This window comes from Solimonas sp. SE-A11 (assembly GCF_030345715.1).
Lineage (GTDB): Bacteria > Pseudomonadota > Gammaproteobacteria > Nevskiales > Nevskiaceae > Solimonas_A.
On record NZ_JAUASX010000007.1, the window covers coordinates 184554 to 211077 of the forward strand.

24 protein-coding genes and 2 pseudogenes are annotated in these 26524 nt (G+C 68.1%); 10 read left to right on the plus strand and 16 right to left on the minus strand.

Annotated features, from left to right (window positions below; all coding sequences use genetic code 11):
- Positions 1-101: 101 nt before the first annotated feature.
- The gene (locus QT386_RS10400; RefSeq protein ID WP_289273690.1) at positions 102-584 is read left to right on the plus strand and encodes a cupin domain-containing protein; all 483 of its coding nucleotides are present in this window, start codon (positions 102-104) and stop codon (positions 582-584) included.
- An 80-nt stretch (positions 585-664) separates the two neighbouring features.
- Here the strand turns inward: QT386_RS10400 and QT386_RS10405 are convergent, their stop codons facing one another.
- From QT386_RS10405 to QT386_RS10435, 7 genes are all read right to left on the minus strand, one after another.
- Positions 665-1597 carry an acyltransferase gene (locus QT386_RS10405; protein WP_289273691.1) on the minus strand — a complete coding sequence of 311 codons (933 nt, stop codon included), beginning with the start codon at positions 1595-1597 and terminating at the stop codon, positions 665-667.
- A gap of 83 nt (positions 1598-1680) precedes the next feature.
- Positions 1681-2736, minus strand: a complete 1056-nt coding sequence (gene hemE, locus QT386_RS10410; protein ID WP_289273692.1) for a uroporphyrinogen decarboxylase — start codon at positions 2734-2736, stop codon at positions 1681-1683.
- Entirely contained in the window at positions 2726-3475 is a 750-nt protein-coding gene (gene pyrF / locus QT386_RS10415; RefSeq protein ID WP_367401421.1) for an orotidine-5'-phosphate decarboxylase, read from the minus strand. The genes hemE and pyrF overlap by 11 nt, the downstream gene beginning before the upstream one ends.
- A gap of 22 nt (positions 3476-3497) precedes the next feature.
- Positions 3498-4226, minus strand: coding sequence for a hypothetical protein (locus tag QT386_RS10420; RefSeq protein WP_289273694.1), 729 nt, complete (start codon positions 4224-4226; stop codon positions 3498-3500).
- A 170-nt stretch (positions 4227-4396) separates the two neighbouring features.
- A complete protein-coding gene (gene hrpA / locus QT386_RS10425; RefSeq protein WP_289273695.1) occupies positions 4397-8212 on the minus strand; it encodes an ATP-dependent RNA helicase HrpA in 3816 nt (1271 codons plus the stop codon).
- 511 nt (positions 8213-8723) lie between these two features.
- The gene (gene eutC, locus QT386_RS10430) at positions 8724-9473 is read right to left on the minus strand and encodes an ethanolamine ammonia-lyase subunit EutC (RefSeq protein ID WP_289273696.1); all 750 of its coding nucleotides are present in this window, start codon (positions 9471-9473) and stop codon (positions 8724-8726) included.
- Complete coding sequence (locus tag QT386_RS10435; protein WP_367401422.1) at positions 9470-10846, minus strand: ethanolamine ammonia-lyase subunit EutB; 1377 nt, start codon at positions 10844-10846, stop codon at positions 9470-9472. The genes eutC and QT386_RS10435 overlap by 4 nt, the downstream gene beginning before the upstream one ends.
- A gap of 16 nt (positions 10847-10862) precedes the next feature.
- On the opposite strand from QT386_RS10435, the gene QT386_RS10440 reads away from it, so the two are divergent.
- On the plus strand, positions 10863-11756 hold the full coding sequence (locus tag QT386_RS10440) for an NYN domain-containing protein (RefSeq protein ID WP_367401418.1): 894 nt from the start codon (positions 10863-10865) through the stop codon (positions 11754-11756).
- On the opposite strand, the gene QT386_RS10445 is transcribed toward QT386_RS10440, so the two are convergent.
- Complete coding sequence (locus tag QT386_RS10445) at positions 11671-11994, minus strand: hypothetical protein (RefSeq protein WP_289273699.1); 324 nt, start codon at positions 11992-11994, stop codon at positions 11671-11673. The genes QT386_RS10440 and QT386_RS10445 overlap by 86 nt on opposite strands.
- Positions 11995-12145: 151 nt before the next feature.
- On the minus strand, positions 12146-12772 hold the full coding sequence (locus tag QT386_RS10450) for a YceH family protein (protein ID WP_289273700.1): 627 nt from the start codon (positions 12770-12772) through the stop codon (positions 12146-12148).
- Between the two features lie 89 nt (positions 12773-12861).
- Between QT386_RS10450 and QT386_RS10455 the strand changes: the two genes are divergently transcribed.
- Complete coding sequence (locus tag QT386_RS10455) at positions 12862-14811, plus strand: alkaline phosphatase (protein ID WP_289273701.1); 1950 nt, start codon at positions 12862-12864, stop codon at positions 14809-14811.
- Positions 14812-14941: 130 nt separating this feature from the next.
- Here the strand turns inward: QT386_RS10455 and QT386_RS10460 are convergent, their stop codons facing one another.
- From QT386_RS10460 to QT386_RS10470, 3 genes are all read right to left on the minus strand, one after another.
- Positions 14942-16090, minus strand: coding sequence for an alpha/beta fold hydrolase (locus tag QT386_RS10460; protein ID WP_289273702.1), 1149 nt, complete (start codon positions 16088-16090; stop codon positions 14942-14944).
- Positions 16091-16201: 111 nt separating this feature from the next.
- Entirely contained in the window at positions 16202-17071 is an 870-nt protein-coding gene (locus QT386_RS10465; RefSeq protein ID WP_289273703.1) for a M23 family metallopeptidase, read from the minus strand.
- Positions 17072-17140: 69 nt separating this feature from the next.
- A complete protein-coding gene (locus QT386_RS10470) occupies positions 17141-18253 on the minus strand; it encodes a PQQ-dependent sugar dehydrogenase (RefSeq protein ID WP_289273704.1) in 1113 nt (370 codons plus the stop codon).
- 211 nt (positions 18254-18464) lie between these two features.
- On the opposite strand from QT386_RS10470, the pseudogene QT386_RS10475 reads away from it, so the two are divergent.
- The 4 genes and pseudogenes from QT386_RS10475 to QT386_RS10485 form a co-directional block, all read left to right on the plus strand.
- Positions 18465-18758, plus strand: a pseudogene (locus QT386_RS10475) (nuclear transport factor 2 family protein); the annotation flags it as partial.
- Entirely contained in the window at positions 18656-19006 is a 351-nt protein-coding gene (locus QT386_RS23400; RefSeq protein WP_367401423.1) for a hypothetical protein, read from the plus strand. The pseudogene QT386_RS10475 and the gene QT386_RS23400, both read left to right, overlap by 103 nt.
- Positions 18994-20427 (plus strand): D-alanyl-D-alanine carboxypeptidase/D-alanyl-D-alanine-endopeptidase, encoded by a 1434-nt coding sequence (gene dacB, locus QT386_RS10480; protein WP_289273705.1) that lies wholly within the window; start codon positions 18994-18996, stop codon positions 20425-20427. The genes QT386_RS23400 and dacB overlap by 13 nt, the downstream gene beginning before the upstream one ends.
- A 112-nt stretch (positions 20428-20539) precedes the next feature.
- Positions 20540-21097 (plus strand): redoxin domain-containing protein, encoded by a 558-nt coding sequence (locus QT386_RS10485; protein ID WP_289273706.1) that lies wholly within the window; start codon positions 20540-20542, stop codon positions 21095-21097.
- A gap of 472 nt (positions 21098-21569) precedes the next feature.
- On the opposite strand, the gene QT386_RS10490 is transcribed toward QT386_RS10485, so the two are convergent.
- The gene (locus tag QT386_RS10490; RefSeq protein ID WP_289273707.1) at positions 21570-22625 is read right to left on the minus strand and encodes a serine hydrolase; all 1056 of its coding nucleotides are present in this window, start codon (positions 22623-22625) and stop codon (positions 21570-21572) included.
- Positions 22626-22910: 285 nt separating this feature from the next.
- Here QT386_RS10490 and QT386_RS10495 point away from each other — a divergent pair, with 285 nt between their 5' ends.
- Positions 22911-23348, plus strand: a complete 438-nt coding sequence (locus tag QT386_RS10495) for a DUF3617 family protein (RefSeq protein ID WP_289273708.1) — start codon at positions 22911-22913, stop codon at positions 23346-23348.
- Positions 23349-23426: 78 nt separating this feature from the next.
- On the opposite strand, the gene QT386_RS10500 is transcribed toward QT386_RS10495, so the two are convergent.
- Positions 23427-23990 carry a hypothetical protein gene (locus tag QT386_RS10500; protein ID WP_289273709.1) on the minus strand — a complete coding sequence of 188 codons (564 nt, stop codon included), beginning with the start codon at positions 23988-23990 and terminating at the stop codon, positions 23427-23429.
- A gap of 239 nt (positions 23991-24229) precedes the next feature.
- Here QT386_RS10500 and QT386_RS10505 point away from each other — a divergent pair, with 239 nt between their 5' ends.
- Both QT386_RS10505 and QT386_RS10510 read left to right on the plus strand, forming a co-directional pair.
- Complete coding sequence (locus QT386_RS10505; protein ID WP_289273710.1) at positions 24230-24976, plus strand: SDR family oxidoreductase; 747 nt, start codon at positions 24230-24232, stop codon at positions 24974-24976.
- Between the two features lie 173 nt (positions 24977-25149).
- Complete coding sequence (locus tag QT386_RS10510; protein WP_289273711.1) at positions 25150-25635, plus strand: Rrf2 family transcriptional regulator; 486 nt, start codon at positions 25150-25152, stop codon at positions 25633-25635.
- Positions 25636-25674: 39 nt separating this feature from the next.
- Here the strand turns inward: QT386_RS10510 and QT386_RS10515 are convergent, their stop codons facing one another.
- Both QT386_RS10515 and QT386_RS23405 read right to left on the minus strand, forming a co-directional pair.
- Complete coding sequence (locus QT386_RS10515) at positions 25675-26361, minus strand: hypothetical protein (protein ID WP_289273712.1); 687 nt, start codon at positions 26359-26361, stop codon at positions 25675-25677.
- 61 nt (positions 26362-26422) lie between these two features.
- Positions 26423-26524: pseudogene (locus tag QT386_RS23405) on the minus strand (IS110 family transposase); the annotation flags it as partial.

Genomic DNA, 26524 nt, shown 5'->3' on the forward strand with positions numbered 1-26524 from the left:
ACGGACTTCTTCGGAGCTTCCTTGGGTCGTACAACTACCCTTTGGGGGTGAGCTGATGTGCCCTGCGCAGAGGTAAAATATGCGCAGGGAAGAGGATCAGCATGAGTACCGAATACCATCCGGCGGCTATCGCCGCCACCGACGTCGCCCCCCGCGCCAAGCCCAGCAACTACCCGGAACCCTTCGCCTCGCGCGTCTCGGGCCGGCAGAAGCGTGCCCTGGGCGAGGCCTTCGGCCTGCGCAACTTCGGCGTGAACCTGACGCGCCTGCAGCCGGGCGCGATCTCGGCCCTGCGCCACAGCCACTCGCGCCAGGACGAGTTCATCTACATCCTCGAGGGCCACCCGGTGCTGGTCACCGACCAGGGGGAGACGCCGTTGGAGCCGGGCATGTGCGCGGGCTTCCGCGCCGGCAGCAACAACGCGCACCACCTGGTGAACCGCGGCGACGAGCTGGTGGTGTACCTGGAAGTGGGCGACCGCACGCGCGGCGATTCGGTGAACTACCCGGACGACGATCTCGCGGCGGTGATCGGCCCCGACGGCGGCTGGCAGTTCGCGCACAAGGACGGGCGGTCGTACTGAGCGGCCCGCTCGCTTCGCAGGAGCGGCCGTTGGCCGCGAACTCGCTCGCGGCCAACGGCCGCTCCTGCGAGTGATTCCGGTCAGGCCTGCGCCGCGGGCCGCTGCGACATCGCCGGCCGGTCCACCAGCATGCGCTCCAGGCGCGCGTCCTTGCGCTGCCACAGGCCGTTGACCCAGGCCTGGAAGCGCGCGCGGAATTCCGCGTCGCCGTCGTAGTCGCCGTGCAGCAACTCGGCCGGCACCGGCAGCAGGTCGACGTGCATCGCCAACTGGTCCTGCTCGCCGCAGAGCCAGCTCCAGACCAGGCCCTTGGTGGCGGGCTGGTAGGCGATGGTGACGTCCACGATGCCGGCGAACTGCTCGCCCATCGCGTTGAGCGTGAACGACAGCCCGGCGGCCTTGGGCTTGAGCAGGTGCTTGTAGGGAGAGCCGCTGGCCTGGCGCTTGGCCTCGGTGAAGCGGGTGCCTTCCAGGAAATTCACCACCGTCACCGGCTCGCTGCGGTAGACCTCGCAGGCACGGCGCGTGGCTTCCAGGTCCTGCCCGCGCAGCGCCGGGTTGGCGGCGATAGCCTCGCGCGAGTGGCGCTTCATGAAGGGGAAGTCCATGGCCCAGCACACCAGCCCGATGATCGGCACGAAGATCAGCTGCTGCTTCATGAAGAAGCGCGCGAACGGCGTGCGGCCGTGCAGCAGGTCGAACAGCACCAGGATATCGGCCCAGCTCTGGTGGTTGCTGATCAGCAGATAGCTCTTGCCCGGCTCCAGGCGGCCGCGCACATCGATGTCCCACCGCAGCGGGTGGATGAAGCGGTACAGCAGGTGGTTGCTGCCGACCCATTGTGTGGCGATCCACACGCAGTAGCGGCTGGCGGCACGCTGCAGGGCATGCACCGGCACCAGCTTGAGCAACAGGCCCGGCAGCATCGCCGTGAACCAGAACAGCAGCACCGCCAGCATCATCGAGAACTTGATGATGCCAACGAGGTACCCGGGTAGCAGGATCGAAAACATACGCCGACTCTCCCTCGGCCGCAGTTATATGCCGACCAGTCTTACCGCCGCCGCTGACCGCAGGCTGAACGCCAGCGCCCTTCCTACTTGTGGTACGCCGGACTCAGCTGGCGGACCGCCTCGATCATCGCCCCTGCATGCTCCGGTGGCGTCTGCGGCAGGATGCCGTGACCCAGGTTGAACACGTGCCCCGGGCCATGGCCGAAGTCCTGCAGGATCCGCGCCACTTCCGCCTCGATGCGTTCCGGCCGTGCGAACAGCGACAGCGGGTCCATGTTGCCCTGCAACGCCACCTTGTCGCCGACGCGCGCACGCGCCACCGACAGGTCCGTGGTCCAGTCCACACCCAACGCGTCACAGCCCGTGGCCGCCATGCGCTCCAGATGCTGGCCGCCGTTCTTGGTGAACAGGATCACCGGCAGCTGCGGCGCCACCCGCTTGAGGTGCGCCACGATGCGCTGCATCGGCTGCAGCGAGAAGCGCTCGTACAGGCCCGGGCTCAGCACGCCGCCCCAGGTGTCGAACACCATGACGGCGTTCACGCCGGCGGCGATCTGCGCTTCCAGGTAGAGGCTGACGCTGGCCGACAGCTTGGCCAGCAGGCTGTCCAGCATCTCCGGCGCGTCGAAGGCCATGCGCTTGATGTTGGCGTAGTCCGAACCGCCGGCGCCTTCCACCATGTAGGTGGCCAGGGTCCAGGGGCTGCCGGCGAAGCCGATCAGCGGCAGCTTGCTGCCCAGCGCGCCGCGGATGGTGCGCACCGCGTCCATCACGTAGCGCAGCTCGCCCTCCGGGTCCGGCACGCCGATGGCCTCGATCGCGTGCGCGTCGCGCACCGGGCGGTCGAACACCGGGCCCTCGCCCTCGACGAAGCGCAGGCCCAGGCCCATCGCATCGGGAATGGTCAGGATGTCGGAGAACAGGATCGCCGCGTCCAGCGGGTAGCGCGCCAGCGGCTGCAACGTGACCTCGCAGCACAGCTCCGGGTTGCGGCACAGCGCCATGAAGTCCTTGGCCTTCTTGCGCGACTCGCGGTACTCCGGCAGGTAGCGGCCGGCCTGGCGCATCATCCACACCGGGGTGCGGTCCACCGGCTGGCGCTTCAGGGCCCGCAGGAAACGATCGTTATCAAGCTGCACGGAGAGCCTCGGCAATTTCGGTCTGGATGGCCTGCGCCATGGCGCGCGGGTCGGCGGCGTCGCGGATCGGGCGCCCCACCACAAGGTAATCGGCGCCGGCGCGGATCGCGGCGGCGGGGGTCATGATGCGCTTCTGGTCGGCTTCTACGCGGTTTTCCACCGGGCGGATGCCGGGGGTCACGCAGATCAGCTCGCGCGGGGCCTCGCGGCGCAGGCGCTCCACCTCCAGGCCCGAGGACACCACGCCGTCGCAGCCGGCCTGCAGCGAGCGGCGCGCGCGGGACAGCACCAGTTCGGCCACGTCCACCGCAAAGCCCAGGTCGTTCAGGTCGCCCTGGTCCAGGCTGGTCAGCGCGGTCACGGCCAGCACCTTGGTATTGCCGGACTTGGCCTTGGCCGCCGCTTCCATGATCGACTGGTTGCCGTGGATGGTGCAGAAATCGGCGCCGCGCTCGCTCAGGTTCTTCACCGCGCGCGCCACGGTCTCGGGGATGTCGAAGAACTTCAGGTCCACGAAGACCTTCTTGTCCTGGGCCTTGAGCCAGTCCAGCAGCTCGAAGAAGCCCGGCGCCATCAGCAGCTCCATGCCGATCTTGTAGAAACGCACCGAGTCGCCGAGGCGCTGGACCAGCGCGCGGGCTTCGGGGGCGGCGGGAACGTCGAGCGCGGCGATCAGGCGCTCGTCGGCGGGGATGTTCTTGGACACGAGTGGATTCCGGACGCCGCGGGGCGCGGGCAGGCCGGTATTTTACAGCTTCAGGCTACCAGTAGGCCTTCAGCCAGCTGCCGAAACCCTTTGCGCTGAGCCACAGCCACTGGCCCACACCCACGGTCGGCATGCCATCGTCATGCATCGGCGACGGCGAAGCCTGCGGCGGCGGCTCGGGCTCGAACTCGTCCGGATCGGCCTGCCCCCGCAGCAGCGCGCCCGGCTTGCGCGGCAACTCGCGTGGACGGATCTGCAGCCAGCCGCGCATCGCCAGGGCCTGGGCCTGCCACAGCGCGCGGCCATCGGCGGTCCATTCGAAGCCGTGGCGCGAACCCGCGAGTTCTGCCGCGGTACGCTCCAGGATCGGCCCCGGCATCACCGAGGTGTCATGCCGGCGCAGCGCCTCAACCAGGCCCGGGGCCTGCTCGCGCGCCAGGGCGAAGATCGACAGCACCAGCCGCGCCGGCAGGGCGTGGCCGTCGGAGCTGACCAGCTGCAGCTCCAGCGACAGGGTCTGCGGCATCTCCGGGTCGGGCTGGTTTGGCGCATAGCTCATGGGGTCCAGCGCGCGCAGCTGCCAGTTAGCCGGCGGCGGCTGCCCCAGCATCTGCATCAGCACGGTACCCATCGGCGGCTGCGGCGGCGGGGCCGCCTGCGACAGCTGCAGCACCGGAACCTTGAGCGTCGGCATGTCCATGGCCAGTGCGAACGCCGGCAGCCCGCCAGGATTCAAGCGACTGGCGGTGGGCTGCAACGCGGCACTGGATAGGTCGATGCGCATGGCCTGGATCTGATGGTCATCCGGGTAGCGGCCATGTTTTCCGTAACTTTAGGCTGGGGTCCCCTGAATCCCCCGGCTTTGGTCTCTTGCGGACCGGGCCTGCTGTCATTTTATCCTGACACAACGTAGGAAAAATAGCACAAACGGGGGATATGCCTTGCCCGCAGCGGCTAGGGCGTCTCGGCCACCAGTGCCGTGATGCGCGCCGCGCTGGGCGAGCCCTGGGCCTTCAATTCCTGTGCAAACAAGGTGATACGCCACTCTTCCAGCATCCAGCGGGCGGCGTGGAAGGGGCCGGGCAGCTTGGCGACCAGGGGCTGAACCTGGCGGGTCAGCTCCTCGTCTCGGGCGGGCTTGTTCTGCAGGCGGTCCAGCCGGATGCCGAAGGCGCGCAGGTAGACCGCCATGCGCGCCCATTGGGGCTCCGGGATCGCGTCCAGGAAGCCCTCCGAAAACAGGCTGCTGAGCTGCTGGCGCAGGTCCGCCAGCGGCACCGGCCAGCGGTTGCCCAGGGCATCGAGCTTCTTGCGCAGCTCCGCGGCGGTGCCCAGCCAGGCTGCCAGTTCGTCCAGCCGCTTGTAGGCCTCGATGCTGAAGGCGCCGCGCTTCTCCAGCGCCTGCTGGAAGCCGGCCTTGTCGCGGATCGGCGCCGCCAGCAGCACCTGCTCGGCGGCGCGGCGCGCCAGGGCGTCGGCCACCGCCTCCGGTGCCAGCTTCAGGCTCATCAGCTGCAGGCCGAGCTTGCTCTTCACCGCCTTGAGCAGGTCGCGCGTGCGATCCGGCATGCGCGCCAGCAGCAGCGTGCGCGTGCCGGCGCGATGCGCCTCGGCTGCCGCCTCGGGCGATTCGAACAGCCGCAGGTTGGCCTTCTCGCCCTCGGCCTGCAGCGCCGGCCAGGCCTTGGCACCGGCCATCGGCACCGTCTCCGGCAGCTTCTCGAAATCCCAGTCGCCGAGGTTGTCGCGCTTCCACTGCCTGAGCGTGTCGTCGCGCGTGGCCGCCGTGTTCAGGGCCTGCCGCGCCTGCCCGGCGAAGCGGCCCTGCAGCGACGCCAGCGTGTTGCCGGTGCCCAGCAGCTTGCCCTGCGCGTCTTCCAGTTGCAGCCGCGGCACCAGGTGGGATTCCAGCTTGTCGGGCGCGAAGGACTCGAGCGTGATCGGCGCGCCGGTCATGGACTTCAGTGCCTCGGCCATGGCCTCGACGATGGGGCGCTCCGGCGGCGGATCGAAGCGCTCCGCCAGCGCGCGGGCGTATTCCGCCGCCGGCGTGCAGTAGCGCCGTAGCGCATTGGGCAGCGTACGGATCAGCCCCTCGATCTTGGCCGTGCGCAGGCCCGGCACCAGCCAGTCGAAGACGTGCTCGGGCAGCGTGTGCACCGCCGCCAGCGGCACGTGGAAGGTGACGCCGTCATGCTCCTCGCCCGGCTCGTGCGAATAGCTCAGGCCCAGGCGCTGGCCGGCGATGTCCATGTGATCCGGGAACTGCGATTCCACGTTGGCGTCCGCGCCGGGGCGCAGCACGTCCGCCTCCTGCATGCGCATCTGCGACTGCGCCTTGGGGTCGTGGCGCAGCCAGTCCTTCAACTGCCGCGTGGTGCAGATGTTCTCCGGCAAGCGCTCCAGGTAGAAGCGCTCCAGCTGCTCGTCGTTGGCCAGCAGGTCGGGCCGGCGCAGGCGCGCCTCTTTGTCCTGCACCTCTTCGATCAGCGCCAGGTTCTGCTCCAGGAACGAGGGCTTGCGTGACATCTCGCCGCGCAGCAGCGCCTCGCGCACGAAGATGGCGCGCGCCTCCACCGGGTTGGTGGCGCCGTAGTTGCGCTGGCGCGTCAGCAGTGGCAGGCCCAGCAGGCTGACATGCTCGGTGGCAGTGACCTCGCCGCGCTCGGAGTGCCACTCCGGGTGCAGCACGTTGCGCTTGATCAGGTGCGCGCCGACACGCTCCAGCCATTCCGGCTCCACCGACGCATTGGTGCGCGCGAACAGCTGGCTGGTCTGCGCCAGCTGCGCGCTCATCAGCCACTGTGGGCCCTTCTTGGCCAGCGCCGAGCCGGGGTGAATGCGGAAGCGGCGGTTGCGCGGCCCCTGGTACTCACCCTTCTCCGGCAGCTTGAGGCCGATATGGTCGATCAGGCCGGCCAGGAGCGCCTCGTGCAGCTGCGGATACAGCGCGTCCAGGTCCTTCGGCTTGAGCCGCGCCGGCTCGCCCTTGATGCCGAGCATGTCGCGCAGCTGGCGGTAGACCTGCTCCCATTCCTCCATGCGCAGGAAATTCACGAAGTGCTCGCGGCAAACGCGGCGCAGCTGTCGGTTGGAGGACTCGTCGCTCCAGGTCTTCCAGCGCTGCCAGAGATTGAGCAGCGTCAGGAAGTCCGACTTCGGGTGCTGCCAGCTCTTGTGCGCGCTGCGCGCCGCGTCCTGCGCATCGGGCGGCACCTCATGCGGGTCCTGCACCGACATCGCCGCCGCCAGCACGCAGATCGCGTCGGCCTGCGCCTTGCCGCGCCCAGCCAGCGCGATGCGCGCCACGCGTGGGTCCAGCGGCAGGCGCGACAGCTCCTCGCCCAGCGGCGTCAGCTTGCGCCAGTCGTCCAGCGCGCCGAGCGTCTGCAGCAGGCGGTAGGCGTCGCTGACGTTGCGCGAGTCCGGCGCGTCCACCCAGGGGAAGTCGTCCACCTCGCCCAGGCCCAGCGCGATCATGCTCAGGATCACGCCCGCCAGGTTGGCGCGCTTGATCTCCGGATCGGTGAAGGCCGGGCGCGCGGCGAAGTCGTCCTCCGCATAGAGGCGGATGCAGATGCCCGGCCCCAGTCGCCCGCAACGGCCGGCGCGCTGGTTGGCCGCCGCCTGCGACACCGGCTCGATCTGCAGCTGCTGCACGCCGGTGCGCGGCGAGAAGCGGTTGAGGCGCGCGGTGCCGGTATCCACCACGTAGCGGATGCCCGGCACGGTGACCGAGGTCTCCGCCACGTTGGTGGCCAGCACGATGCGCGGCTGGCTGCCGCGCGAGAACACCTTGTCCTGCGCCTGTGCCGCCAGGCGCGAGTACAGCGGCAGCACCTCGGCGCGCGGGAAGCGGCCACTGAGCACGCGGTCCGCATCGCGGATCTCGCGTTCGCCGGGCAGGAACACCAGCACGTCGCCCTTGGGCGTGGGCCGCCACAGTTCCTCGATGGCGCTGGCGATGCCTCCTTCGAGATCGCCGTCGTCGGGTAATGCGCGGTAGCGCTGCTCCACCGGATAGGTGCGCCCGGAGACCAGCTTGATCGGCGCCCCGCTGAAGTGCCGCGACAGGCGCTCCGGGTCCAGCGTCGCCGAGGTGACCACGACCTTCAGGTCCGGACGCTGCGGCAGGATGCGCTTGAGCCAACCCAGCAGGAAGTCGATGTTGAGGCTGCGCTCGTGGGCCTCGTCGATGATGATGGTGTCGTAGCTGGTCAGCAGGTGATCGCGCCCCAGCTCGGCCAGCAGGATGCCGTCGGTCATCAGCTTGACCAGCGAGCGCTCCGACACGCGGCGGTCGAAGCGCGTCTCGTAGCCCACCGTGTCGCCGAGATTGCCGTGCAGTTCCGCCGCGATGCGGTTGGCCACGCTGCGCGCCGCCAGCCGGCGCGGCTGCGTATGCCCGATCAGCCCGCGCGTGCCGCGGCCCAGCTCCAGGCAGAGCTTGGGCAGCTGCGTGGTCTTGCCCGAGCCGGTCTCGCCGCAGACCACTACCACCTGGTGATCGCGGATCGCCTCCAGCAGCTCGGCCTTGGCCTGCACCACCGGCAACTCGTCCGGATAGTTCAGGTCCGCCGGCACCAGCAGCTTGCGCTGCTCCACCCGCTCCTTGGCCTTCTCCACATCCTGCTGCAGCCGGGCCACGTCCATCTTGCCGCCGCGCTGCGCCCGCTCCACCAGCCTGGCGAAGCGCACGTAGTCCCGCGCCAGCAGCGAATCACGCTGTTCGGCGAGGGCGGTGGCGACGAGATCGTAGGGGCGGGCCATGGGGGGCGCATTATCTACGAAGGATCAAGACCTTTCCTCTCGGTCACGCTTTTCAAGCTCTTGGTGAGCGCAAGCGAATGCTTTTGACGTTGGGCCCCCTTGCAGAAGCACCTGCGCGGGGGTCGAACGCAGGGTCGAGCCGGGCATGGATGCCCGGCCGAGGACACGCAGGCCATGGATGGCCTGTGTGTCCGACCCGTCGCGGGCGCCCCCCGCGCAGGTCGCCCCGCATCAGCGGGGCTGCGGATGCCGGGGTGTGCTTTCTTTGGCTTACCTTTCTTTGCACAAGCACCAACAGTAGGCGCCTCTAGGCGAAGAAAGGTAAGTCGCCCTTAGGCGAAATAAACCATCAGAGATCAATAACACCGGAGCGGTCTAGGACCGCCACCACAGAAGACCATCGAAGAGTTTCATAGGGAGCCCCCTCTCCCCAACCCTCTCCCGCAAGGGGAGAGGGAGCGACCGCAGTGCGTGCCTCGATACGCCGCTACGCGGCACTCGGCATGAACGGTCAGGCTGGGATTGCCGGGCTGGAAACGCCGTTGTCCAAGGCCTCCAGCTTCAACCCCACCCCCGTCACCCTCCGACTCCTGGCCTCATCCAGCAACCAAGCCAGCGTATCCGCCGCCCGCTGCACCGACAGCCCATTGCCATGGATGTTGGAAATGCAGTTGCGCTCCGAGTCCGCCCGCCCCACCCGCGGCTCCCAGGTGAGATAGACCCCCAGCGAATCCGCCACCGACAAACCCGGCCTTTCACCCACCAGCACCGCGACGAGTTTCGCCCCCAGCACCTCCCCCACCTCATCCCCCAACGCCACCCGCGCCTGCTCCGCCAACACCACCGGCCCAGCGCGCCAACCCGGCAGGCGATGCAGGGTCTCGTGCACCAGCGGCGCGGCATGGCGATTCACCGCCTCGGCGGAGAGGCCGTCCGCGATCACGAAGGCCAGGTCCCAGTCGCCGCGCGGCAGCAACGAGAGGTCAGACTCGCGCAGGCGCCGCCCCAGGTCCGGCCGGCGCAGGTACTGCGCGCGATCCTCCACCCGGCTGCGCACACGCAGGCTCTCCAGTGGCGCCAACGCATTCGCCACGGCATCAAAGTCCGCACGCCCGTGCACCGCGTCGCGCGCGCGGCTGTGCGCGGCCTGGAACTCCAGCACCGCGCGCGTCGGCAGGCCATCGCCCACGCGGCCCAGGCCGATGCGGGCCGGCGTGGTGGCGCGCAGGCGGGCGTAGGGATCGGGGATCACGCCGCTCATGCCAGCATCCGGCGCATCAGCTGCTCGCCAGGCGGTGCCAGGCGCCCCTGGCCGTCGAGCAGTTCCATGCGCTGCAGCCAGGCCTCGAATTCCGGCGCGGGGCGCAGCTTCAGCAGATGCCGCAGGCCCAGCACGTCATGCCAGGACAGGCTCTGGTAGCCCAGCATCACGTCGTCCGCGCCCGGCACGGCGATGACGAAGTTCACGCCGGCAGTGGCCAGCAGCGTCATCAGCGTGTCCATGTCGTCCTGGTCGGCCTCGGCATGGTTGGTGTAGCAGACGTCCACGCCCATCGGCAGGCCCAGCAGCTTGCCGCAGCAATGGTCCTCCAGGCCGGCGCGGATGATCTGCTTGCTGTCGTAGAGGTATTCCGGCCCGATGAAGCCGACCACGGTATTCACCAGCAGCGGCGAGAACTCGCGCGCCACGGCGTAGGCGCGCACCTCCATGGTCTGCTGGTCCACGCCGTGATGCGCGTTGGCCGACAGCGCGCTGCCCTGCCCGGTCTCGAAGTACATGACGTCGCCGCCCACGGTGCCGCGCTTGAGCGACTGAGCCGCCTCCATGCCCTCGCGCAGCAGCGCCAGGTCCACGCCGAAGCCGCGGTTGGCGGCCTCGCTGCCGGCGATGGACTGGAACACCAGATCCAGCGGCGCACCACGCTCGATGGCACGCAGGCTGTTGGTGACATGCGCCAGCACGCAGGATTGCATGGGGATGTCGTAGCGCTGCCGCAGCTCGTCCAGCATCTGCAGCAGGCGGATGGTGTCGGGCACCGAGTCGCTGGCAGGATTGATGCCGATCACGGCGTCGCCCATGCCGAACAGCAGGCCATCGAGGATCGAGGCGGCGATGCCCAGCGGATCGTCGGTGGGATGATTGGGCTGCAGGCGGCAGGCCAGGCGCCCAGGCAGTCCTATGGTGCTGCGGAACGCGGTGCCCACGCGGCACTTGGCCGCCACCGCGATCAGGTCCTGGTTGCGCATCAGCTTGCTGACCGCCGCCACCATCTCCGGCGTAAGGCCCGGCGCCAGCGCGGCCAGGGCCTCGGTGGTCGCGGCATAGGACAGCAGCCAGTCGCGGAACTCACCCACGCTCAGGTCCGCCACTGGCGCGAAGGCCGCGGCGGCGTGCGTATCCAGGATCAGGCGCGTGACCTCGTCGGCCTCGTAGGGCACCAGCGGCTGTTCCAGGAACACCCGCAGCGGCAGGTCCGCCAGGACGTGCCGCGCGGCCACGCGCTGCTCGTCGCTCTGCGCCGCCAGGCCCGCCAGTTCGTCGCCGGAGCGGCGCGGCGAGGCGCAGGACATGAGCGCCCGCAGGTCATCGAAGACCCAGGTCCTGCCGTTGAGCGTGATGCGGTAGGCCGTCATGCGGGGTTTACCAAGCATGGGCCTTGCCAAGGCGTGCGATCATGGGTGCCGACGCCGGAGACCGACCGTGGCCGAGAACCCCGCCCGCATTGCCCTTTTGATCGACGCCGACAATGCGCCGGCCGCCAAGATCGACGTGATCCTGGCCGAGCTGGCCAAGTACGGCGTGGCCAACATCCGCCGCGCCTACGGCAACTGGACCAAGCCCGGCCTCAAGAAGTGGGCCGACCAGTTGCACGAATACGCCATCCGCCCGGTGCAGCAGTTCGACCTCACCAAGGGCAAGAACGCCACGGACGTGTCGATCGTGATCGACGCCATGGACCTGCTCTACACCAGCCAGCTGCAGGCCTTCGCCATCGTGTCTTCCGACTGCGATTTCACGCCGCTGGTGATGCGCATCCGTGAGCGCGGGCTGGAGGTCTACGGATTCGGCGAGAAGAAGACGCCGGAGCCTTTCGTGGCGGCCTGCTCGAAGTTCCTCTATCTGGAGAACCTGGGCGAGGACAGCAATGTCGCGGATGCCGATGCACCCAAGGCGGTGCCGGCGAAGAAGAACACCACCCAGCTGCGGCAGGACAACAAGCTGGTGGCGCTGCTGCGCAATGCCGTGGAGGCAGCGGCCGGTGATGACGGCTGGGCCCACCAGGGCAGGGCCGGCAGCGTGCTCAAGAACCAGGGCTCGTTCGACCCCCGCAATTATGGGTACCGTTACCTCGGCGACCTGATCGAGGCCAGCGGCCTGTTCGACTTGGAACGCCGAGGCAACAATGACGTCTGGCTGCGCGACAAGCGCGCTGCCAAGGCCACAAAGCCCGCTGCCCCTAGCGCAGCGACATCACGTACTTCTGCGTCTCCGGCAGTCCAAAAGCAGAAGCCGTCGACGGAGCCGCCATCGTCGGACGCCTGACCGGCTTCGGCTGGGCCATGCCGGCCGTCAGCGGTTCGACGAAGCCGAAGGCCTCCAGTTCCGCCATCAGGTCCAGGGCGCCGGCGCCGGCCGGATGCAGGCGGGCCAGCTTGGCGATCGGCTTTTCGCCGTCGGTCGCAATCAGCAGGATGCGGAGCGCCTGTGACAATCCGGCGGCCCTGCTACGGATCTCCTCCCGTCCTTTCTCCGTCTTCACGTAGATCGTTTCGGGGTTCATGACTGTCTTCCTGTACGGGGGCCCGGCTTGGGCCCTGTGACGTACGTCGCAAAAAGCGTGCACAAACTGGACGATCGTCCGATTCCCGCCGGGAAATCGCCTCAAGTCTTTGTAGGTAAAAGGATTACAGACGCCGGGAACCCGGCGGAGCCTACTTGATCAACTCTTCCAGCTCCGCCAGTCGGGCTTCCAGGGCCTGGACCCGGGCTTCCAGCGCCGCCAGGACACCGGCATCCGGCCGGGCCACCGGGACTTCCGGCTCCGCCCACTCGGTGCCGCCGGCATCGCCGCACAAAGTGTGTGCATAGCGCGCCTCCTTCTGGCCCGCCGCGCGCGGCAGCAGGACCACCAGCGGCTGGGCACGGTCGGCCAGGTCGTTCAGCGCCGCCGCCAGGGCTTCGCCCTCGGTCGGCCCGCCCAGGCCGGAGGCATTGGCGCGCAGCTCCGCCAGCGTCTGCGGGCCGCGCAGCATCAGCGTGGCCAGGATCGCGGCGGTCTGGGGCTTGAGCAGCAGTTGCGGGCTGAACTGGTGGCGGTACTTCTGGGCGCGGGCGCTGAAGCTGTCGCGCGCCACCAGCTTGAGCTCCTCCAGGCGGTTCAGCGCATTGCCGACATCGCCCTCGCTGAGGCTCATCACCGGGCTGCGCGAGCTCTTCTGGTTGCCGGCCAGCATGATCGCGTTGACGGTCATGGGGTAGTACTGCGGCGTGGTGACGGACTTCTCCACCAGGGAGGCCAGCACGCGGGCTTCGGCGGGCGACAGCAGCAGTTCGGACATGGGAAATCTCAATCTATAGGCGGGCGATGTTATACGCGTGCAAGCGGCGTCTGGTATACGCCCACGAAGAAAAAACTCCGGGGAGAGGTATGGGGACCAGACGCGAATTCCTGAAGCAGGCCGGCACCGCCGGCCTGGGCCTGGGGGCCACCAGCCTGGCCGGCTGCGGCGACAGCGATCCGATGGGCAACGGCAGCGGTGGCGAGCTGACGCCGGGCACCGTGCCGCCGGCGGACTTCGACTTCCCCACCGGCAGCCTGCTGCCCTTCGCGCACGGCGTGGCCAGCGGCGATCCGCTGTCCGACCGCGTGATCCTGTGGACGCGCATTACCGAGGTGACGCCACGCAGCGGCGGCGTGCCCGTGACCTGGCGCATCGCCAGCGACCCGCAGATGCGCAATGTGCTGCGCAGCGGCACGCAGGCCGCCATCGCCGCACGCGACTGGACCGTGAAGGTGGACGTGACCGGGCTTGAGCCCGCCACCACCTACTACTACCGCTTCGAGGCACTGGGCGCGCATTCCATCACCGGCCGCACGCGCACCGCGCCGGCGGACATGGTCAGCGAGGTCCGCGTGGCCGTGCTGGCCTGCTCCAGCTACTGGTCCAGCTACTGGAGCGGCCTGGGCCACCTGGCCGCGCGCAACGACCTGGACCTGGTGATCCACTGCGGCGACTACATCTACGACTTCGTCGACGAGGACGAGACCGTGCGCGCCCGCCGCGGCCGTGCCGATACCGCCGACGTGGATTACCGCGACTGGCTCAACCTCGCCGAGATCCGCCGCCGCTATGCGCTGTGGCGCAGCGAGCCGCACCTGCTGCGCGCGCATCAGCAGCACCCCTGGTTCATCGTCTGGGACAACCACGATATCGACGACGGCTTCGGCAACGAGCTGCCTACCGACATCGACGGCAGCACCTCCACCGCCACGCTGGCCGACACCACACGCGCCTTCTGGGAGTGGACGCCCTCGCGCCCGGTGCTGGCCGACGGCAGCGGCCGCTTCCTGCTGGTGGAAGACGGCAGCTATCCCGAGCCGCCGGAGGCAAAGCTCGTCTATCGCGCATTGCCCTACGGTCCGTTGCTGGACATCTACGGTGTGGACACGCAGATCGGCCTGCCCGGCTATGGCCTGGAGATGGACGCCTCGCACCTGCCGGAGGGCGAGCCGAGCCTGTTCGGGCGACGCCAGTTCGAGTGGTTCACCGGCGAGATGCTGGCCTCCGCGCAGCGCGGCGTGACCTGGCGCCTGATCAACAACCAGACCTGGATCGCCCCTGCCGACACGCCTGACGTGGTGGAGGGCGTGCCGCTGCCCAAGCTCGGCATCTCGCGCTGGACCGACTACACCGCCGAGCGCGCCGCGCTGTTCGGCTACCTGCGCGGTGCCAATCCGGCAGAGACGCGCGTGCGCAACAACGTCTTCGTCTCCGGCGACGTGCACGGCAACTGGGCCTCGGACCTGGTGGAGACCAGCACGCTGCTGCCACCCGGCCTGGGCCTGGCCGCGCCGAACCTGCGCAGCGGCTCCACGCCGGAGAACCTGCTGGCCGGCTGGGGCCGCGCCCTCACCGGCAACCTGCCGGGCATCAACCTGCGTGCGGATTCGGTAGGCGTGGAATTCGCCCCCAGCTCCATGGGCCGCGGCGGCGCCGACGAGCTGATCGCCAACGCCCTGGGCTCCGGCAGCAACCCCGCCGTCAACGTCACCGCCGCGCGCCTGCTGGAACTGGCGCTGCTGGTGGGCAACAACAACTGCCGCTTCATCGAGTGGGTGGACCACGGCTACGGACTCGTCAGCCTCAAGCCCGAGCGTGCGATCTTCGAATGGTGGTGGCAGGACAAGCTCACGCCGGATTCGCCGGACGTGCTGGGCTACCAGATGGTGACCTTCACCGAGGAGAACGCGCTAGCCCTGCCGCCGCGCTTCCCGGACCAGATCGACAACGTCATGGCGCACGGCATGGCGGTGGAAGCGACGGTGGGCGAGCGCACGGCGGAGCCGGCGCCGGAGGGGATGTTGCTGGAGGCGTGAGGCTTGCTCTTACCCTCTCCCCTTGCGGGAGAGGGTGGCCCGAGAGGGCCGGGAGAGGGGGCTCTCTATGGCGAGCCTCCCCCTCTCTCCCAACCTCTCTCCCGCGAGGGGAGAGAGGAGAAAAGGAACGCTACGTCGACCGCGCCGCCAGCCAGTCCGCCACCTGCGGCCAGATATTCACCGGCGCCTTGCTGCCGCCGAGGATCCCCATGTGCCCGCCCGGCACTTCGATCAGCGTCTTGTCCGGGCTGCGCGCGTGCTCGAGGATCGGGTGCGTGCAGCCGGTGGTGACGATCACGTCCTCGGTGCCCGCCACCAGCAGCAGGTTGGCGTCGATGTCGCGCAGCTCGGCCTCGCAGCGCTTGATCGGCAGGCGGCCCTTGGCCAGCACGTTGTCGGCCCAGAGGTACTGCACGATGTCCTGCATCACGCCGCCCGGGTAGGCCACCATGCCGTCGAGGAAGGCGCCGTTGGTGGCGTGGTCGCTGACGAACTCGCGATCATGCAGGTTGCGCAGCAGCTCGAAGTAGCCCTGCAGGCTCGCCACCGGGTTGGTCAGCTTGAAGGCCAGGCTGTTGGCCCAGCCCGGCGAGCGCCACCAGCGCGGCGAGGTGTTGTGCGGACGGAAGCCCGTGCGGTCGCGCAACCAGCGCAGCTGCTTGGACAGGCGCTGGTACTGCACGCCCAGCATGCCGTTGTTGTGGTAATCGCAGGGCGCGCCGATCAGCGCCAGGTTGACGATGTCCGGATCGCGGCTCAGCGCAGTGTAGGCATAGGAGAACAGGCCACCGAAGCTCCAGCCATGCAGCGACAGGCGCTGGCTGCCGCTGTGCTCGCGCACCTGCGCCAGCATCTTCGGCATCAGCTCCGCCACGTAGGTGGCGATGCGGAACTCGTCGTGCCGCGAATCCGGGCGGCCCCAGTCCACCAGGTAAAGCTCGAAGCCGCGCGCGCGCAGGTAGCGCACCAGGCTGCGCTGCTCGAACAGGTCGTAGATCAGCATGTTGACCGCCAGCGGCGACACCAGCACCAGTGGCACGGCATGCGCCTCGCGCTGCACCGGCACGCGCTGGTCCAGCAGCTCGATCTCGTCCTGCTCCAGCGGCGGGTAATAGCGCAGCTGGGCGATGCCCTCGCGGTGGATCACCTCGAAAGGCGTGCGCTCGGCCTGCACCAGCTCGTCGCTGCGCAACAGGCGGTCGCGCAGGTTGGCGGTGCTGTGGCTGGCGCTGCGGGCGAGGCGGCGGCTACGGTGGATCAGACGCTGGTGCAGGGGCATCGGTACAGGCAGGCAAGGGGCGAAAGCGCGGCAGTCTAAGGGCGTGCCGCTGAAACGCAATTGGCCGTAGCGCTGACGGCGGCGTCAGAAAATGCCTCTCCGGCGTCCAGGTCAGGGCACTTCGGTAGGCGTGTAGTACTTGCCCTGTTCCAGCGTCTGCGGCTCGTCGGCGCCGGTGGCGAAGCGCACCGGCAGGCTGCGGCGGGTAGAGCCCGTCAGCGGCTTGAATACCTCGAAGTGCAGGTGCGGCCTACCGGAGAAGCCCGTGTTGCCCGAGTAGCCCAGCAGCTGACCTGCGGCCACTGCCTCGCCGGGGCTCACCACCACGCTGAACTGGCGCAGGTGCAGGTACCAGCCCACGGTGCCGTCGGCATGCACCACCGCCACGTAGTTGGCGTCGTCGGCATAGCGGCGGTCCGGCCCGCCGGTACCGGAATCGGCCTTGATGGCACAAACCACCCCGGCGCGGGCGGCGCGCACGACCGTGCCCTCCGCGGCGGCGAAGTCGTAGGCGTTGAAGGAAGCGTCCTGGTGGCTGTAGCTGCCGCCGGCACCCTGGATCAGCTCATAGGTGGTGCCCGGAGCCAACGGCAGCAGGTAGACCTGGTCGCGGTCGTGCACGCCCTTGGCGTCGCCGCATTGCCAGCGCGACTCGTAGCGATACTCGGACTCTCCCGTCCCGGTGCCGGGACGCAGCTCGAACAGGGCCTGGCCCCGTGCATCGCGCACGCTGCGGGTGAGCGGCAGGGGCTGATCGGATTCCATGCGGCTCAGCTGGGCACGCACCGTGACCGTCACCGGGTAGGCCTTGGGGCTGTCGAGCAGGAAACGCACCCGATCACCGGCCTGCTCCGTGTAGACCCGCGCCTCCCGCACCTCTGCGGGCGCCGCCTTCTGCACGCTCGGTGTCTCGGGGGCCTCGCGCCCGCAGGCAGCGATGACGAGCAGCAGGACCAGCAGGCAGGACAGGCGGAAGGGCATGGCGCGGACGGTTCCGTGGACACGCCATTGTAGGCAAGGCTCGCGGACCCGCGCTCAGCGCCGCACGGCTCAGGTGCCCGGAGCCACCCGCAGGATGCGACCCTCGTTCTCGTCGGTGACCAGGTAGAGGTAGCCGTCCGGCCCCTGGCGCACGTCGCGCACGCGCGCCTTGATATCGTAGCGCTCCTCCTGCTTCACCTTCTCGCCATCCAGCTGCAGCCGCACCAGCTGGCCGAACTTCAGCGAGCCGACGAAGAGATTGCCTTGCCAGGCCTTGAAGCGGTCCGCCGTGTAGAAGGCCATGCCGCTGGGCGCGATCGACGGCACCCAGTAGTGCAGCGGCTGCTCCATGCCGATCCGCTGCTGCTCGCCCTTGCCGATCTTGAGGCCGGAATAATCCGTGCCGTAGGTGATCACCGGCCAGCCGTAGTTGCGGCCCGGCTGCACCACGTTGATCTCGTCGCCGCCGCGCGGTCCGTGCTCGTGCGTCCACAGGCGGCCGGTCTGCGGATGCATGGCCGCGCCCTGCGGGTTGCGGTGGCCATAGGACCAGATCTCCGGCCTGGCGTCCTTGCGGCCCGCATAGGGATTGCCCGCCGGCACGCCGCCCTCGCGATCAATGCGGATCACCTTGCCCAGGTGTCCGTCCAGGGATTGCGCCTGCTCCATGCCGCTGTAGCGTTCGCCCAGCGTCACGAACAGCGCACCATCCGGGGCGAATACCAGGCGCGAGCCGAAGTGGTTCTTGCTGTCCACCGCGGGCTGCTGGCGGAAGATCACGCGCCACTGCTCCAGGCCCTTGTCGCCCAGGCGCGCGTGCGCCACCGCCGTGCCGTTCTTGCCGCCTTCACGCGGCTCGCTGTAGCTCAGATAGAGGCGCCGCGTCTGCGCGAACTGCGGGTCCAACACCACATCCAGCAGGCCGCCCTGCCCGCCGGCCGCCACCGGCGGCAGGCCCTCCAGCGGTGGCGAGATCGCGCCCTTGGCATCCACCAGGCGCAGCTGGCCGGGCTTTTCCGTCACCAGCATGCGTCCATCAGGCAGGAAGGCCAGCGACCAGGGATGCTCCAGCCCGCGTGCCACCTCGGTCACCTGCAGCGCACCGGGCGGTGCCACCGGTGTGCCATCGCTACGGGTACAGGCCGTGAGCAGCAGCCCCGCCAGCAGGATCGAGCCTCGCATGTCCTTCTCCTTGGGTTCTCAGGCCTTAGGACCGGCCCACCGCGATTTGGTGCCCCATTCCAATGGTGATGCCATCCATGGCGAGACCTCTGCTCCCCTATTGATCCCCTGGGCGGCCATCCATGGCCGCCCGTGATCCACCGCAGGCGATGACATTTAGTCATCGCCACAGCGCGATGGATCACCCACCAAGGCCCAGATCGAGCAGGCCATCCGCAACCACTTCGAAGCCTGGAATTCCAAGGATAAGGCCCGCTGGATGGCGAACTTCGCCGACGGCATCCGCCTGGAGGACCCGGTCAGCGGCCTGCCCAAGATCGGCAAGGACGGACTGGAGAAGAGCTGGACCAACTCCTTCAAGGACGGCCACGACTGGAAGATCGAGATCGTGCTGATGCAGACCTGCGCCGACCAGGCCGCGCTGCACGTGAAGAACCATGGCAAGGTCGAGGGCAACCCGGTGGAGCTCGACTCCATCGAGATCTACACCATCGACGACGCCGGCAAGGTGGCGTACATCCGCACCTACTTCAATCCGCCGGACGGACAGCAGCTGGATCCTTACTTCTTGCAGCAGAAGACAAGCTGAGGTTGCTGCTCCCCTCTCCCCTTGCGGGAGAGGGGCTGGGGGAGAGGGGGCTCCAGGGCGGTAACGCACCGCACCGTAGTCTGAAGGTTCCCCCTCTTCCGCAAATGGAGGGGACATGTCTGATGGTGCGCCCGCATGGTAAAACCCCGCCATGCGCCCCCTGATCCTCCTCCTGCTCTCGCTCGTCACCCTCACCGCCGCCGCCCAGGACGACTGGCCCAACCTGCGCCAGCTCGAAAAGACTGGCGCCAGCGTCACCGCCGCCGCACTGGACCTGCAGACCGGCCGCGTGCTCGCGGCCCATAACCCGCAGCAGCGCCTCAACGCCGCCTCGCTGACCAAGATCGTGCTGGCCGCGGCCGCGCTGGAAGCCTGGGAGCCGGAGCGCACGCTGGGCACCGATCTCTACGCCACCGGCAACCTCAACCAGGGCGTGCTCGAAGGCTCGCTGATCCTGCAAAGCCAGGCCGACCCCACGCTGGAGCACCGCGATCTCTGGCTGCTGGCCGCGCAACTGCGCCAGGCCGGCGTGCGTGAGGTGCGCGGTGATCTCAACATCAGCACCCAGCCCCTGGGCCGGCCCGCCTGCGAGACCGCGGACCGCTGCAAGTTCATCACGCGCAGCGACTCGTCCTATGCCGCGCCGCTGTCGGGCATCGGCGTGGACTACGGCAGCTGGTGCGTGGATTTCTCCCCCACCCTGGAGCCTCGCCATTGCTCCGGCGTCTCCCTGCCCATCACCGTGGAAGGCCGCGTCGAGGCACGCGGCGCCCGCAACAGCGCGCCGCTGTCCGTCGCCCGCGCGCAGGGCAAGGACGGTGACCGCATCCTGGTCTCCGGCACGCTGGACCCCGGCAGCCTGCAGCGCGTGTATCGCTCCATGTCGGACCCCGCCGGTGGCACCGGCCAGTTGCTGTGGCAGATGCTCGCAGAGCTCGGCATCCGCGTGAACGGCAGCCTCTACCTGCGCGAGGAAGCATTGCCCGCCAATGCCTGGCGCGTGGCCGGCGTGCAGGGCCTGCCGCTGCGCGAACAGCTCGAGCGCATGATGCGCTACTCCAACAACTACATCGCCGACGTCATGACGCTGAAGCTGGCGCAGGAAGCGCGCCCCGGCCCGGCACCGACGCTGGCGCAGGCCGCCACGCAACTGTCGGCGCGCGTGGTGCGCGCGCGCCAGGCGCTCGGCGACGGTGCCGTCATCGCCCCGCCGCTATACAGCGGCAGTGGCCTGACGCCGGAGAACGCTCTCTCCGCACGCGACCTGGTCGCCGTGCTGCGCGAGCAATACCTGGGCACGCGAACCTTCCCCTCGTTCTACGCCGGCCTGGTCGTGCCCGCGGATTCCGGCGGTACGCGCATGCGCGAGGGCAGCCAGGCCTGGCTGACGCGCACCGCCTTCAAGACCGGCACCATGAGCGAGCCGCATGCGGTCTTCGGCATCGGCGGCTATCTGCGCAAGCAGGACGGCGGCTGGGTGGCCCTGGCCGTGCTGGTCAACGGCGCACCGGGCCAGGCGCTCAACTCGCGTGAATCGCTGAAGTACATCCGGGCAGACGTCGAGTCCCTGCTGGCCCGCTACTGATCGCCCTCAAGCTCGCTGCCCGCCTTGGCCCATACCAAGGCATGACTCTTTGCCATTGACTTTAATGGTTAGGAATCCTAACTTATATCCCGTCAATCACTGGAGAAGGCAGATGAACGACGGCATGCCGCTTGCCCCCGAATGGCAGGTGGACCAATGGTTCAACACCGCGACCCCGCTGAGCCTGTCGGCGCTGCGCGGCAAGGTGGTGGTGGTCGAGGCCTTCCAGATGCTCTGCCCCGGCTGCGTCTCGCACGGCTTGCCGCAGGCGCAGCGCGTGCACCAGACCTTCCCGCAGGACAAGGTGGCGGTGGTGGGCCTGCACACGGTGTTCGAGCATCACGCGGCGATGACGCCGGTATCGCTGAAGGCCTTCCTGCACGAGTACCGCATCGGCTTTCCGGTGGGCGTGGATCGCGCAGGCCAGGGCACGCCGATCCCGCTGACCATGCAGGCCTACCGCATGCGCGGCACGCCCACGCTGATCCTGATCGACGCGCAGGGCCGCCTGCGACAGCAGCACTTCGGCCAGGTGGATGACTTGGTGCTGGGCGCGGAGATCGCCACGCTGGTGGCCGAGGCCGAAGCGGACGCCGTATTCGCCCAGCCGGCCGGCGAGCCTGCGGCGGCAGGCTGCGAGAGCGGTCGCTGCGAGATCGGCGCCGCGTGATCGCGCATCGAGGCAGCAAAACAAAAGGGCGGCCGTGAGGCCGCCCTTTCTTCGTTCGCCGGGGCGGGCACGAGCCCGCCCCGGCGCCTGCTGCAACACGGTCTGCCTGATGCGTGACCGTGTCACCTGTTCCGGCTCATTGCGCGCATGGCCGGAACGCTTCCCTCTTCCTGCCGCCCCAGGCAACTTGAGATCGCCTGGGCTTGAAGAATGGAGGCTGGAAATGACGGCACCGTATGGCGTCATGAATTAAGTCATTCCCAGCCGGCGAAGTGGTTTGATCGCTTCGATTTGACAGGGGCGATTGCAAAATCCAATCGTCTTTTCAATTCTCTGCTGACTTCCTCCTCGCCTGAATTGGACGGCGGGTTTCCGCCAGAGTTCCCGGCAATTTCACGCAGGATTTCAAGCGGATCTGCCGCCGCCGGAGTTGCAGTCCCTGCAGGGCGACGGCAACTTTTCCAGGGCCTGCCTACTCGCCGTTCAACTCCGTCAGGATTTTTTCCCGCGCCGCGGTCCACATCGCCAGGCCCTTGTCCGGCGTGCCGGTGATCAGCAGCACCGCCGTGTAGCCCTTGCCAAAGTCGATCCACGGCGTGCTGCCGAGCAGGCCCGGGTCACTGATCTCCGGCCCATCACTGCCAGGATGATTCTCCGGCGAGGAAATCCACCAGCCCTGGCTGTAGCCCAGCAGCCGTGCGCCCGGCAATGCCGGCGTGAAGTACACGGGCAGGCCCGTGACCTGGCTCTGCCGCAAGGCCTGGCCCTGCGCGCGCGTCAGCAGCGGCGCGCCGCCGTCGAGGATCACCTGGCTGAACTTGATGTAGTCCACGGCGTTGGAGACCGCGCCGCCGGCCACGCGCGGATTGCTCGCCTCGCCGTAGCTGAAGGAGTCCATGCCCAGCGGTGCGGTGACGCGCTCGCGGAACAGCGTATTCCAGGGCTTGCCGGTGACGCGCTCCGCCACCAGCCCCGCCACCTGGTAGCCCGCGGCGCTGTAGCCGAACTGCGTGCCCGGCAGGAAATCCAGCGGCGCCGCCGCGATCTCCGCCGCGCACTCCTGCAGCGTCATCATGTTCACCTGGTCCAGGCAGGGCGAGGTCGTCGGCAGGCCCGAGGTATGGTTGAGCAGCATGCGCAGCGTGATGCCGGACTTGGCCACCGGCCAGCTGATGGCCTCGCCGAGGTACTGGCTCACCGGCGCGTCCAGGCTCACCAGGCCTTCGCGCTCCAGCGTCAGCAGCGCCACCGCCGCCGGCGCCTTGGTGGCGGAGGCGATGGGGATCGTAGCGTCCAGGGTCATGTCACCGCCGGCGCGGCTGAACTCGCGACGGCCATCGACGTTGAGCACGAAGCTGTAACCGTTGACCTGTGTATTGCCGGCGCCAACAGCGCTGTCCAGCGTCTGCGCCAACTCGCTCCAGTCGTAGACAGGGCGGTACTCGTCCGATCTTTCCAGGTTGCAGGCGGACAGCATCACCACGCCCGCCAGGACAGAAAGGCGGGCGCAGTTTCGGACAAATGTCATGGGGTGGAGCCTCCTTGGCGCCATGTTCCGGTTGCCCGGAGTCTTCCATGCCTGCTTGTATCAGGCATTACGGAAAGATGTGGATTGGTCTCAATGATCGCATGACGGAGCGATAGTTCCACGCGCGGCTGTCAACGTCAGGGATATCCCTAAAGAGCGCAGCGCATCACGTTACGCCTGCGGCGGCACTGAACTAGGCTTTCTTGTGTGACCGAGTCCTCCCATGGGCTTGTGACACGCATGCTCAGATGCGCCACCTGATTTCCATTCAACGGAGTGAATGCCGTGAACACGATCCGCCCTGCCGCCTTCCTGCTGCTCTGCGCCGCCGCCCTGCCCGCCTTCGCGGGCCCGGCCAAGCCCGGCCTGTGGGAAACCAGGACCACCAGCGACGGCGAGACCGAAACCGACCAGCACTGCATCAAGGCCAGCGACAACTCCTTCGAGCAGTGGCGCGGCCAGATCAACAAGGGCTGCACGGTGACCACGCTGAAGAACACCCCAACCGCGCAGGCCTATGACTACAACTGCGTCAGCGCCACGCAGAACGGCAAGGGCCACCTGGAGATGACCTTCACCAGCCCCACACAGTACCGCGCCAAGATGCAGTTCGACGGCAAGCTGATCGCCGGCGGCAAGAGCATCCCGCTCAACATGAAGATGGAGCAGGAAGGAAAGTGGGTGTCGGCGGATTGCAGCGCGGCAGCGTCGGACGACGAGTAGCCCGACTGCGCGCGGCGGCCGCGCGCCGCCGTGTTTCTCCTTGCGGGAGCATCATCGTTGCAAGTGCTGATCGCAGGCTCAGAGAATGGCGCGCTTCGCATCGAAGCGCTGCTTGCTCCACTTCTCATGGGCGCCCGGGTTGATGACTATGGGATAGTAGGCATCCGCATCCCGGTCCAGGTACGTCAGCACCAGGCCCCTCAGGCGGACCGCCTCCCTTAGCGGAGCGTCCAGCTTGGCGAAGGCCTTTCCGCGGCTGGCCTGCTCCGCCAGCGCCAGCAGGCTGCCCGTCTCTTCCTGGGTCAAAGGTTCCGCGCCGGCGTTCTGCAGCAGCTCCTGGATCACGTCCAGGATGCTGGCGGCATCGTCGGCCCAGTCGATGAAGCCGGCATGGCCGGTGTCCTCCAGCATCTGCTGGAAGATGCCCTGCGCCTTTGCGGCCGGCGTGGGCTTCTTGCCTTCCAGCACCCACAGCGCTTCCGTGCCCGCATCTTCACAGGCCTGCTCGAAGCGCTCGGGGAAGTCGAAGTATTCGCCGGCCTTCTGCCCCAGGTGTTCACCTGCGATGTCCGACATCGCCTCCACCAGCAAGGCGCGCGGATCGGGGGCCGAACGGCCGATGCCAAAGAGCTTTGCCAGCATGTTGGCCTCCCGGGAAGAACGACGGGCCGGACCACCGGCCCGGAGCCCCTAGCCTAGAACTCCAGCCCGCTAGCGTCCAACGGCCCCGGATGCCCCCGTTACGGACAGGGCTTGACTTGGGCTTTATTAAGGATATTATCTATCCTTAAGGATAGAGATTGTCCTTAATAACAGCCGGGCCTGCCTGGCTTCCTTGAAGTCACGACCCGGCACCACGGTGCCCAACTGGAGAGAACCCCATGAAGATTGTCATCCTCGGCGGCACCGGCCTGATCGGCGCCGAACTCACCCGCCAGCTCCGCGCCGCCGGCCACGAGGCCATCGCCGCCTCGCCCCGCACCGGCGTCAACGCCGTTACCGGTGAAGGCCTGGCCGCCGCCCTGCAGGGCGCCCAGGTGGTGGTGGACGTCAGCGACTCCCCGTCCTTCGAAGACGCCCCCGTGCTGGCCTTCTTCGAGAACTCCACCCGCAACCTGCTGGCCGCGGCGAAGGACGCCGGGGTGAAGCACTACATCGCCCTGTCCGTGGTCGGCACGGACCGCATGCTGGCCGCCGGCTACTTCCGGGCCAAGATGGCGCAGGAGCAGCTGATCCAGGCCTCCGGCATCCCCTACACGATCCTGCGCGCCACGCAGTTCTACGAATTCCTCGGCGCCATCGCCTACGGCGGCACCGTGGGTGACACCGTGCACCTCAGCTCCGCCGCCCTGCAGCCCGTCGCCGCCGTGGACGTGTCCACCGCCCTGGCCAAGCTCGTGGAGGCAGCCCCGCACAACGGCCTGCTGGAAGTGGCCGGCCCGGAGAAGGCGCCGCTGGAGCAGTTCGTGAGCCGCTTCATGCGCAGCACCGGCGACACCCGCCACGTGGTCAGCGGCCCGGAGGCCGGCTACTTCGGCACCCCGCTGACCGACGAGTCCCTGACCCCGGGCACCGGCCCGATCCTGGGAGCGACGCGGTTCGAGGCTTGGCTGGGCAAGGCCGCTTGAGGGAGCAGAAGTCCGATAAAGTTGCCGTTCGCCCTGAGCCTGTCGAAGGGTGGGCGGCAACTGGCCAACCCAGGCATGAAAAGTCCGCCCGCGCTCCGACAGGCTCAGCACGAACGGACTTTTTGCAGGGCCTGCTGGTGATAGCCCTACATAGAACGAGATGAAAGGAAACCATGGTCCTCAAAAGCCAGGTCGAATGGGCCCTGCACTGCTGCGCCATCCTGGCGGGCCTGCCCGTGGGCAAGTACCTGCCCACCAAGGACCTCGCCGAGCTGCACGGCCTGCCCAAGGAATACCTGTCCAAGGCCCTGCAGAGCCTGTCGCAGGCCGGCATCGTCACCAGCACGCTGGGCCCCAGCGGCGGCTACCGCCTGGCCAAGGCCCCGGCGGACACCACGTTCCTGGATATCGTCGAGGCCATCGAGGGCAACCAGTCCACCTTCGTCTGCACCGAGATCCGCAAGAACAACCCCTGCCGCAAGGCCGGCACGCGAGACGGCAAGAGCTGCGCGGTGGCGCGCGTGATGTGGAAGGCGGACCAGGCCTGGCGCGCCTCGCTGCGCGAGACCTCGCTGGCCGATCTGGTCTGTACGCTGGAAGAGGATGTGCCGGCAGCGCTGTGGAAGGAGACGTTTGCCTGGGTGACTGCGCGCACCTGAATCACGTCACAGCGGGCTTGCACCTCAACGCCCGCAGGCTCAGGTGCGTGCAACACCCTTACGCATCAGCGCATCCAGATACGAGCCCGGCTTGATCGGCAGCGGCCCGTCCTGCCCCTGGATCAAGGGCTCGCTCCCCTGCACCTTCACGCTGCAGCCCGCAGGTAGCCCCAGATACGGCAATGCCCTGGACGCACGCTCCGCTATCGCCTGATACAGCGACATCAGCTCCAGCGAATCCATGTCCTGGTGATCATGGTCTTCATCCAGGCAGCCGATGAACCAGCCGGAGTCATCTTCTTCCGGCGTCGCACGGCTCATCAGAAAACCCTGTGACGCCTGCACCCGCGTGCAGACGATGCAGCCCTGCCGCAAGGAAGGAATATCCATGGATTCCGCGGGCAGCACGCTGGCAACCGTGTCCTTGTGCTGCCGCAGCTGCCCCAAGGTTGCAGTGACGCCCGGCACCCATTTGATGGGCATGGAACCGAACTCCGGCTCCAGAAATCCCAGAGCCTCGCCCTGCTGCTTCAACTGCAGGAACGACCAGCCGATCTGCACCGTCTCGCCCGCCGCGAGCCGGCGTCCGTTGATCACCCAGGACTCCAGCACCTGCGCCAGCCACTCGGCGTCCGCGGCCAGCAATCGCCCGGGATCAAACTCGATCGCAAATTCGGGATGTGCGTGCTCCCGGCAACGCTGGGTCAGGAGGGTTTTCGTTGGCATGGAGAGTCGATGGGTCAGGACAGCGACATCATCTCAGCAAACGTAGATACTGTTATTCCGATCAAGCCCCGTGGAGTGCTGGATCGAAGGTTTTGCCGGATTGCAGTACACCGTAGGCGACATGGGCAAGCTTTCGCATCATGGCGCCGATGATCAGCTTGGG

Coding starts and splice junctions, on each gene's coding strand:
- QT386_RS10440 (WP_367401418.1), top strand. CDS start 10,863: ATGGGCCTTGCCAAGGCGTGCGATCATGGGTGCCGACGCCGGAGACCG.
- QT386_RS10455 (WP_289273701.1), top strand. CDS start 12,862: ATGGGGACCAGACGCGAATTCCTGAAGCAGGCCGGCACCGCCGGCCTG.
- dacB (WP_289273705.1), top strand. CDS start 18,994: ATGCGCCCCCTGATCCTCCTCCTGCTCTCGCTCGTCACCCTCACCGCC.
- QT386_RS10450 (WP_289273700.1), bottom strand. CDS start 12,772: ATGTCCGAACTGCTGCTGTCGCCCGCCGAAGCCCGCGTGCTGGCCTCC.
- eutC (WP_289273696.1), bottom strand. CDS start 9,473: ATGAGCGGCGTGATCCCCGATCCCTACGCCCGCCTGCGCGCCACCACG.
- QT386_RS10505 (WP_289273710.1), top strand. CDS start 24,230: ATGAAGATTGTCATCCTCGGCGGCACCGGCCTGATCGGCGCCGAACTC.
- QT386_RS10400 (WP_289273690.1), top strand. CDS start 102: ATGAGTACCGAATACCATCCGGCGGCTATCGCCGCCACCGACGTCGCC.
- QT386_RS10470 (WP_289273704.1), bottom strand. CDS start 18,253: ATGCGAGGCTCGATCCTGCTGGCGGGGCTGCTGCTCACGGCCTGTACC.
- QT386_RS10465 (WP_289273703.1), bottom strand. CDS start 17,071: ATGCCCTTCCGCCTGTCCTGCCTGCTGGTCCTGCTGCTCGTCATCGCT.
- QT386_RS10405 (WP_289273691.1), bottom strand. CDS start 1,597: ATGTTTTCGATCCTGCTACCCGGGTACCTCGTTGGCATCATCAAGTTC.
- QT386_RS10510 (WP_289273711.1), top strand. CDS start 25,150: ATGGTCCTCAAAAGCCAGGTCGAATGGGCCCTGCACTGCTGCGCCATC.
- QT386_RS10485 (WP_289273706.1), top strand. CDS start 20,540: ATGAACGACGGCATGCCGCTTGCCCCCGAATGGCAGGTGGACCAATGG.
- QT386_RS10490 (WP_289273707.1), bottom strand. CDS start 22,625: ATGACATTTGTCCGAAACTGCGCCCGCCTTTCTGTCCTGGCGGGCGTG.
- QT386_RS10445 (WP_289273699.1), bottom strand. CDS start 11,994: ATGAACCCCGAAACGATCTACGTGAAGACGGAGAAAGGACGGGAGGAG.
- QT386_RS10500 (WP_289273709.1), bottom strand. CDS start 23,990: ATGCTGGCAAAGCTCTTTGGCATCGGCCGTTCGGCCCCCGATCCGCGC.
- QT386_RS10515 (WP_289273712.1), bottom strand. CDS start 26,361: ATGCCAACGAAAACCCTCCTGACCCAGCGTTGCCGGGAGCACGCACAT.
- QT386_RS10435 (WP_367401422.1), bottom strand. CDS start 10,846: ATGACGGCCTACCGCATCACGCTCAACGGCAGGACCTGGGTCTTCGAT.
- QT386_RS10420 (WP_289273694.1), bottom strand. CDS start 4,226: ATGCGCATCGACCTATCCAGTGCCGCGTTGCAGCCCACCGCCAGTCGC.
- hrpA (WP_289273695.1), bottom strand. CDS start 8,212: ATGGCCCGCCCCTACGATCTCGTCGCCACCGCCCTCGCCGAACAGCGT.
- QT386_RS10460 (WP_289273702.1), bottom strand. CDS start 16,090: ATGCCCCTGCACCAGCGTCTGATCCACCGTAGCCGCCGCCTCGCCCGC.